General features: G+C 60.2%; 5 protein-coding genes and 2 pseudogenes. 4 read left to right on the top strand and 3 right to left on the bottom strand.

Annotated elements, in window-relative coordinates; translation table 11 throughout:
* Together WCA53_RS03675 and madM are read left to right on the top strand one after the other, a co-directional pair.
* A partial coding sequence (locus tag WCA53_RS03675; protein WP_423905566.1) for a malonate transporter subunit MadL occupies positions 1–189 on the top strand: 189 nt, incomplete at its 5' end.
* Between the two features lie 14 nt (positions 190–203).
* Positions 204–971: a malonate transporter subunit MadM gene (madM, locus tag WCA53_RS03670; RefSeq protein WP_423905567.1), complete on the top strand. Its 768-nt coding sequence runs from the start codon at positions 204–206 to the stop codon at positions 969–971.
* A gap of 14 nt (positions 972–985) precedes the next feature.
* Here madM and WCA53_RS03665 read toward each other — a convergent pair whose 3' ends face one another.
* Entirely contained in the window at positions 986–1,900 is a 915-nt protein-coding gene (locus tag WCA53_RS03665) for a LysR family transcriptional regulator (protein WP_423905564.1), read from the bottom strand.
* A gap of 204 nt (positions 1,901–2,104) precedes the next feature.
* On the opposite strand from WCA53_RS03665, the gene WCA53_RS03660 reads away from it, so the two are divergent.
* On the top strand, positions 2,105–2,755 hold the full coding sequence (locus WCA53_RS03660; protein WP_423905562.1) for an ureidoglycolate lyase: 651 nt from the start codon (positions 2,105–2,107) through the stop codon (positions 2,753–2,755).
* 45 nt (positions 2,756–2,800) lie between these two features.
* Here the strand turns inward: WCA53_RS03660 and WCA53_RS03655 are convergent, their stop codons facing one another.
* Entirely contained in the window at positions 2,801–4,387 is a 1,587-nt protein-coding gene (locus WCA53_RS03655) for an inorganic phosphate transporter (protein WP_423905560.1), read from the bottom strand.
* Positions 4,388–4,662: 275 nt separating this feature from the next.
* Here WCA53_RS03655 and WCA53_RS03650 point away from each other — a divergent pair.
* Positions 4,663–4,836 (top strand): annotated as a pseudogene (locus tag WCA53_RS03650) (SDR family NAD(P)-dependent oxidoreductase); the annotation flags it as partial.
* Between the two features lie 95 nt (positions 4,837–4,931).
* Here WCA53_RS03650 and WCA53_RS03645 read toward each other — a convergent pair.
* Positions 4,932–5,099: pseudogene (locus tag WCA53_RS03645) on the bottom strand (porin); the annotation flags it as partial.

Here is a 5,099-nt window from a genome sequence, read left to right as displayed (position 1 = left end):
ATGTATATCCCCGTCGTGGTCGCGATGGCCGCCAACCAGAACGTTGTCGCCGCGCTCAAAGGCGGCCCCGTAGCGCTACTTTCGGCCTTGGGCGCGGTAGTCGTCTGCGCCGGCTGCATCGCCGTTCTTTCTCGCACCGGCCACGACAGCACGTCGTTCGTGAACGCACCGCATCTTGAAGAAATCTGAGGCAGGAGTCCGTCATTCTGCATACGCTCAATAACGTATTGATCCAGAACGGCCTCGTTACCTCGTTCGCGCTGGTGGGACTCATCATGTGGGTGTCGTCGCTGCTCTCGCGAAAACTGACGTTCGGGCGAGTGCACGGTTCGGCGATTGCCATTGTGATCGGCCTGGTACTGGCGTATTTCGGCGGGGTCTTCACGGGGGGGCAGAAAGGCTTGGCCGACCTCCCGCTCTTCACCGGTGTCGGCCTGATGGGCGGAGCAATGCTGCGTGACTTCGCCATCGTGGCGACCGCGTTCGAGGTGCAGGTCACCGAGGCACGCAAGGCCGGGCTCATTGGCGTGCTGTCCTTGTTGCTGGGAACCCTGCTGCCCTTTATTGTGGGCGCGAGCATCGCTCGTGCATTTGGCTATACGGATGCAGTCAGCATGACGACGATCGGCGCCGGCGCAGTCACCTATATTGTGGGACCGGTCACGGGGGCTGCGATTGGAGCAAGCTCCGATGTCATCGCACTGAGCATCGCGACGGGTTTGATCAAGTCGATCATCATCATGATCGGGACGCCGCTCGCTGCCGGTTTCATGGGACTGAAGACGCCACGCTCGGCGATGATCTTTGGTGGACTGGCAGGTACGGTCAGCGGCGTGAGCGCGGGGCTCGCCGCGACTGACCGGCGGCTCGTTCCCTATGGCGCATTGATCGCGACGTTTCACACGGGCGTCGGTTGCCTGCTTGGACCGTCGGTACTGTTCCTTGCGACCAAAGCGCTGGTAGGCACTTAAAACATTATTGAACGTCAGCCGGCGCTTCTCGTGCGAAGTCGGCAGACGGCCATGAGCGCCAGCAGGTTTGGATCGCGTTCGCGCGCGCGCAGAAAGCTGACGCCTATGGTCTGGCGCATCAGGTATTGCGGCTTGAGCGGGATAAATTGCACCTTGTCGCCGAACACGCCGCGCACGCGGCCCGGCAACAGCGTATAGCCAACCCCGCCGCTCACGAGGTTCATCAGCGAAAAAATATCGCCCACTTTCATTGTGACGTTCGGCGTGAAGTCCGCGACGCGAAACGCCTCCAAAAAGCCGCGATACGTCACGAACCCCTCGCCCAGCGAAACGAACGTCTCGTCGCGGCAGTCCCGCAAATCAACCGCATCCTGATTCGCGTACGGCGAATCTGCAGGTGCCGCGAAGAAGATATCGTCTTCGAAAAGCGGAATGGATTCGACTTCGGACTCGGCATCCGGCAAGGCCATCAGGGCCGCGTCGATGGCGCCTTGCTTCAGTTTGTCGAGCAGCTCGACATTCGAACCGAGCACGAGCTCGACCTGAAGCGCCGGCCGCCGCACCTTGATATCGACGACAATGCCAGGGACCGTCCTGATGGTCAGGGAGTACAGCGAGCCAATCTTCAGGCGATCCGACGAATAGCCCGCGGCCTCACGTGTCGCGCAAATACCGTCGGCCATCAGCGTCAGCACCTCGCGCGCGACGTCGGCAAGCATCTGCGCCGCTTCTGTCGACTTGAGGTTGCGGCCTTCATGCCGGAACAGTGCACATCGCACGCCTTGTTCGAGCGAATGCAGCGCCCGGTGCACGCTGACCGTGCTCACGTTCAGTGTCTCGGCCGCCTTCGACAGGTTTCCAGTCTCCATGAATGCGAGCAGGACTTCCAGCTTGCGAAAGGTGATTTCATCGTCGATTCGGGCTCGCATCTCGGGCTATGGGAAAAGTCGAAATGAACAATTATCGGCTCGCGACAGCGCGGGACAAATGGCGTTAACCCCGCCTTCAACGAAACCCGCTAAGGGTGCTCGTTCTATTGCCCGATCAACGCTCACACGTCGAGTCCAGGCTGGGCCAAAGCCGTCGTTCGAGTATCGCCGGTGAGATACGCCCAACTTGTGTAAACTATCGCGATGACCGAAGAGATCGACTACCTCAACCCCGCCCTTCCTCCCGGGCTCCGCCGCGTGTCCATGCCCGTGGTCAACGCGACCCCAACAACGCTAGAAGGCTTTGGCAAGCTGGTAGCAGACCCGAGCGAGTGCCCGATCGAGATCGTCCAGTGGCCGAGGGTAGGTTCCAGGCCCATAGATCCTGGAACCGGGGACCAGGCAGGCACGACTGAAGGTACCTTTGTGAGCGAATGGCGCGGGGACATTCTCTATGGTCGCAACGAGGCTGTGGGCGGCCACTACATCCTTGCGTACGCAAGGGAGCCTGAAGCAGCCCGCGAAGACCACGCCAATGCACCGGAACGCATGTTGCTTTGGCATGCGAACTACCATCCGGACGGCGGACAATTGTTCTTCCCTCTCGACCATCGTCCCTTCTACGTTCCATTGGCGTTGCCCGGGGATGACATCGCACCCGGGAAGTTCGTGTGCTTTCGCTTTGATGGACAGCACGGTCTATACATCCATCCAGGCGTCTGGCATGAAGGCGTGTTCACGCTTAGCGGGACACAGCGGTTCTTTGACAAGCAGGGCGCCGTTCACGCGCGCGTCTCTGTTGAGTTTGCCCACGAGTTTGGTTGTCTCCTCGAGGCATCCATCGCCCGCGACTGACCCACTAGACACTGTACTCGCGGCATATCCATCGGCAGGCAGCGTTCAGAATATCACCCGAAACAGCCAGTAGAGCGCTGCGGCCAATGCTATCGACGCCGGCAGCGTGAGGACCCAGGCCAGCAACAGGCTTTGCAACGTGTTCCATTGGAGGCCCGATCCGTTCGCCGCCATCGTGCCGGCAACGCCCGATGTGAGGACGTGCGTGGTCGAGACCGGCAGTCCGTATGCGTCCGCCGCCCCAATGGTCAGCATCGCGACCACCTCTGCCGACGCACCCTGGCCGTAAGTCAGATGCTGCTTGCCGATTTTTTCCCCGACCGTCACGACAATGCGCTTCCAGCCAACCATCGTGCCGAGTCCCAATGCAATAGCCACCGCGACCTTGACCCACGTCGGGATAAACTTGGTCGCGTAATTGAGTTGCTCCATGCAGTTCTCGATGACGGCGCGATCGTCGGCCGCGAATGCTGGCTGCTTCGACTTCTCCATCAGGCTGAACGCTTCCGATACCAGGTACATACTGTTGCGGACATTGTCGACCAGGCTGGGTGGCACTGTGCCAATCGACCCCGCCGCTGTGATCTGCCGGGCAACGGTATCGGTGAGTTGCTTTACCGCAGGCAGCGTCGCAGGCGTCATCTGCCGCGATCGCACATAGGCTTCAACCTCTACGCGAGGATTCGCGGGTACGGGCGCGCCGGGCGCATACCTGCCGAGTACGGCCGATGCCTGATGCGCGACCGTCACGAAGGCCTGCGTCTGCTCAGGCGTCACCGCCTTGTTCAGGGCATACGCGGTCGGCACCGTGCCTATCAGGATGAGCATGATCAGCCCCATTCCCTTCTGTCCATCGTTGGAACCATGCGCGAAGGATACGCCCGTGCAGGTGAGGATCAGCAGGCTGCGAATCCAGAGCGGCGGTGGCTTATTGCCTACCGGCTCGGCGTAAAGAGCGGGGATACGGACCACCGCTTTCAACACCAGTAGAAGCAAGCCGGCAAGCAGGAAGCCGACAATCGGCGAGAATACCAGCGATTTGCCAACGCCGACCGCTTGCCCCCAGTCAACGCCGCTGGTACCGGTCGGACCGCGCATCAGTTGGTTCATCAAGCCGACGCCGATGATCGAACCAATCAACGTATGCGAACTGGAAGATGGCAGTCCGAAGTACCAGGTTGCCAGGTTCCAGGCAATCGCCGCGATCAGCAGCGCGAATACCATGGCGAAGCCTGCGTGGCCCCCTACCTGCAAGATCAGTTCAACGGGGAGCAACTGGATAATGCCAAACGCCACCGCCCCGCTGGAGACCAGTACTCCCCCGAAATTCCACGCGCCTGACCACAGCACGGCAAGATTCGGCGTCAGCGAGTGGGTGTAGATAACCGTGGCCACTGCATTCGCCGTGTCATGAAAACCATTGACGAACTCGAAGCCGAGCGCGATCAGCATCGCGAACCCGAGCAGGACGTAGGGGAATGCCGAGCTCTCCCGAACCGGCTCCAGGTCTATTGCCAGATGGAAGGCAACGTAGGAGACGCCAACAGCGACGATAAGTAGGAAGATTGCGAGACTCGCGCTACGGGCACGCACACTGACGGTGCTCGTTTGGGGAAACATGAGATCAGGCATGACCGACTTCCCTGGGGCCGCTGGATTGATATCGTACAACTCGCCCCCGCGACCTACCGTGAAGGATTTGTGGCAATTACGTTTCGGATACCTGTCAAACGCATGCAGCTGCCGGCAGACTCGCTAGCATTCAGCGCCTGGTTGGTGCCCGTTGCGTTGCCTATAATTTGGCTCACTTCACCTCGAACGCAGGAGCAACTTCGTGGTCGATGTCACGAAAAACGGCTTCAAGCGTGTCTGGTTCATCACTGGCGCGTCGCGCGGACTGGGCGCGCTTGCTCAATATCACCCGCGCCGTTCTCCCGGTGATGCGCTCGCAGCGAGCTGGCCACATCATCAATATGTCGTCGCTCGGCGGCTATCGGTCAGCCGCTGGATTCGGTGCCCGCTGTTCAACCAAGTATGCGGCCGAAGGTTTGACTGAGGCATTGCGAGCCGAGTTGAAGCCGACCGAAACCTGGAAGGCGCTGTCGCAATCGACCGACTTTTCCGCTTGATGGCGTTTCCATCGGATAGACACACGCAGGCAAGTGTTATAGGTGACCTAGAACTTGTGCTTTAGACCTATAGCCACGACCACCTGCTGGTTGCCGGTAGCCGGGGTCAGCGAATAGACACCCGCGTCGAATGCCGAGATGCCATTGCCGCCGCCGACACGTTGATAGACTCCTTCAAGGTACACATCGGTGCGCGGCGAGAGGAGATAATCGAC

Source organism: Caballeronia sp. (assembly GCF_049581465.1).
GTDB lineage: Bacteria > Pseudomonadota > Gammaproteobacteria > Burkholderiales > Burkholderiaceae > Caballeronia.
The sequence above is the reverse complement of the archived record's forward strand: the minus strand, read 5'-3'. Positions and strand labels throughout refer to the sequence as shown.

Excerpts from the sequence above, each read along its gene's own strand:
- WCA53_RS03660 (WP_423905562.1), top strand. The coding sequence starts at position 2,105 with ATGACCGAAGAGATCGACTACCTCAACCCCGCCCTTCCTCCCGGGCTC.
- WCA53_RS03655 (WP_423905560.1), bottom strand. The coding sequence starts at position 4,387 with ATGCCTGATCTCATGTTTCCCCAAACGAGCACCGTCAGTGTGCGTGCC.
- WCA53_RS03665 (WP_423905564.1), bottom strand. The coding sequence starts at position 1,900 with ATGCGAGCCCGAATCGACGATGAAATCACCTTTCGCAAGCTGGAAGTC.